This is a genomic window from Metabacillus rhizolycopersici, from assembly GCF_020075705.1.
Map to the genome: position 1 here is coordinate 1 of NZ_JAIQUM010000180.1, position 2,433 is coordinate 2,433.

The following is a 2,433-nucleotide window of genomic DNA, read 5'->3' on the forward strand; positions in this document are numbered from 1 at the left end:
TTAAGAAACCCAGCTAATCTTCTCATGTGAAGGTAGCTGGGTTTTAAAGTTGGACGTGCAAAATAACACTTAAAATAAACGCAAATTATCGGTCAAAGTGACAGTACTAGAAAAACAGTGTCAAAACCTTTAAGAATTGGAAATTTAACGAAAAAGGAATCAGTGGAACAATTATTGATTAAACATACAAAAAAGAAGCACCTCACATCCGATGCTTCTTTTTTTGATTAGCTAATGTTAGCTTTTTAAAGAGAATCTCGGATACATGGTATATTCCGGATTAATCAAAACAACATCCACAATGTAATGATAATTTTGTTGTCGGTGTGGCACGATCCGATCATGCACTTCCCTCACGATTTCACCATAAATGCTACGATTATTTTCATAAAAAACTTCTTCTACATCTTTCACAACAAAAATCCACATTCGTCTATGCCCTGGACTTCCAGGTTAATAAAATCTAAAAATATCGTCTTATGAAAGTATGTATTGTCCATATACTGAATCTCAAATCGCTTTTCCAACAAAGATTTTTCTAGTGTTTCTGGATATTCTCTAAGCATTACTCCATTAATACTTTGCATTTTTGTCCTCCTTATCGTTCGATAAGCTAAATGTAATTCGGATTTTAAAATTCAACAAAAGGATAAAATTGAGTTTTATAGATGAAAAACGACCTAATAACAGTCATATCACTAAAGATATGACTGTTATTAGGTCGCTTTTGGTTTGAAAATGCGACTTTCGACTATTTTTATTTCCTTTACCGTAATAGGAAGTCAACTTCCGCTATAAAAAAGGGGCTATATGGGCATGTGATTCTATCCTAATAAGATCCCAAAGTATTAGATGAATACTCTATACAAATCCAGTTAACATAATGAAACGTTATCGGTATGAAAAAGGGATCTTCAAAATCGAAGATCCTTTTACTTTATCAATTCATTCTCTTTTGTATCGAGTCTAGCTTTTTTTCAATACGATCTAATTGATCTTTTTTCTTTTTTGAAGAACGCCAAAATAAAAATAAGATTGCTATAAACAGTATTGGAATTGCTAAAAAAAATAATTGAAAAATAATATCTCCTACATTTACTCCTGTATTCATTATTCTCCTCTTTCAAATTACTTATAATTTTTTTATAATCCCCTTTATTTTAAAATGTCTACTACCAATGATCTCATATAGCTTCTGTCGCGGTCCTTTTAAAATGACAATTTCCTTGGGTAATTTATTCCTCTACTTCATATTATTCCCTAGTTTATGACATTTTCATAGGAGTATTGTCATAATTTTTCTTTTTATGTAATGTTGTTCATCAAATTAAAAAGATTTGTAATGCTATCATCCTGTAATTCAGCTAAATGCCATGTTAGGGTACTATCATGAGGATTTTACAGGAGGTAGCACACAGCATGAAAAAAAATTCTTTGAAATTATTTGTTGTAGCTTGTGTAGCTACAATAGCCTTAGGTGTACAAAATAATACGGCGAAGGCGATCACTCAATCTATCAATCTTAATAAAGACAGCTTTCCGGGACTTGAACAACAACATAGTTTAACCATTATTGAGAATAAAGATGTAAAACAAGGTTTTCTCATTGGCGAAATCTTACAACCACAGGGTTTATCAATCCAATTGGCAAAACCTGTGATAATAAATACAACTGCAAAGGTAGTAGAGTTACTAGCAGCCTCATCAGAACTTGAAACTGAGACTGCTACTGATTCGACTGAAGCAGCAGATAAAATGGCTCAACCAACAGAACCAAAAGTGGAAACACCCGTTGAAAAGCATGAGACACCGGCGGTTTCTATTTCAGGAGAAGAAAAAGAATTATTAGCGAGATTAGTTGAAGCCGAGGCAAAAGGCGAGCCCTATGAAGGAAAAGTAGCTGTCGCAACCGTCGTATTAAATCGAGTTGAATCCCCTCAGTTTCCTAATACGGTGACAGAGGTAATAAATGAAGTAATCGGGCATGCCTATGCTTTTACGCCTGTTCAAAATGGTGCAATTAATAATCTCGCATCGGCGGAATCAATCCAAGCAGTAGAAGAAGCTCTAAAAAGAGAAGATACATTAAATGATTCTATTTTTTTCTATAACCCGAAAATTGCAACAGATCAATGGATTCGTTCTCGTCAAATAGTAGAGACAATCGGGAATCACGTATTTGCAAAATAGATGGATGTTCATTAAAATGACGTGCCAATCTGACGAGGCCACTGAAAAACTTACGTTTTTTATTCTTTTAATTTCTTTTCAATACAAAAAGGCAATTTGCTGTCTGCTTTTTAGATGGCAAATTGCCTTTTTCCTTTTCTTTCTTATTCTTTTTCACTAAGGAGTTTTAGGATTCGCTTGAGATTAACTGCAAACATCGCCGTGGCTCCTTGAATTTCCATACCAAATAGACCCGCAGATGAT

The 2,433-nt window shown here is 33.8% G+C and carries 4 protein-coding genes; 1 reads left to right on the top strand and 3 read right to left on the bottom strand.

Translation table 11 applies throughout. The annotated features are described in order from the left end of the window. Window positions 1–237: 237 nt before the first annotated feature. The 3 genes from K9V48_RS27665 to K9V48_RS27675 all read right to left on the bottom strand — a co-directional run bounded on the left by K9V48_RS27665 (window position 238) and on the right by K9V48_RS27675 (window position 1,111). The gene (locus K9V48_RS27665) at window positions 238–429 is read right to left on the bottom strand and encodes a hypothetical protein (protein WP_224142266.1); all 192 of its coding nucleotides are present in this window, start codon (window positions 427–429) and stop codon (window positions 238–240) included. Continuing rightward, window positions 411–587 (bottom strand): hypothetical protein, encoded by a 177-nt coding sequence (locus tag K9V48_RS27670; protein ID WP_224142267.1) that lies wholly within the window; start codon window positions 585–587, stop codon window positions 411–413. The genes K9V48_RS27665 and K9V48_RS27670 overlap by 19 nt, the downstream gene beginning before the upstream one ends. A gap of 353 nt (window positions 588–940) precedes the next feature. Further along, entirely contained in the window at window positions 941–1,111 is a 171-nt protein-coding gene (locus K9V48_RS27675; RefSeq protein WP_224142268.1) for a DUF4083 domain-containing protein, read from the bottom strand. 308 nt (window positions 1,112–1,419) lie between these two features. Here K9V48_RS27675 and K9V48_RS29545 point away from each other — a divergent pair, with 308 nt between their 5' ends. Then, window positions 1,420–2,190, top strand: a complete 771-nt coding sequence (locus tag K9V48_RS29545) for a cell wall hydrolase (RefSeq protein ID WP_308012631.1) — start codon at window positions 1,420–1,422, stop codon at window positions 2,188–2,190. Window positions 2,191–2,433: the final 243 nt, after the last annotated feature.

Excerpts from the sequence above, each read along its gene's own strand:
- K9V48_RS27665 (WP_224142266.1), bottom strand. The coding sequence starts at position 429 with ATGTGGATTTTTGTTGTGAAAGATGTAGAAGAAGTTTTTTATGAAAAT.
- K9V48_RS27670 (WP_224142267.1), bottom strand. The coding sequence starts at position 587 with ATGCAAAGTATTAATGGAGTAATGCTTAGAGAATATCCAGAAACACTA.
- K9V48_RS27675 (WP_224142268.1), bottom strand. The coding sequence starts at position 1,111 with ATGAATACAGGAGTAAATGTAGGAGATATTATTTTTCAATTATTTTTT.
- K9V48_RS29545 (WP_308012631.1), top strand. The coding sequence starts at position 1,420 with ATGAAAAAAAATTCTTTGAAATTATTTGTTGTAGCTTGTGTAGCTACA.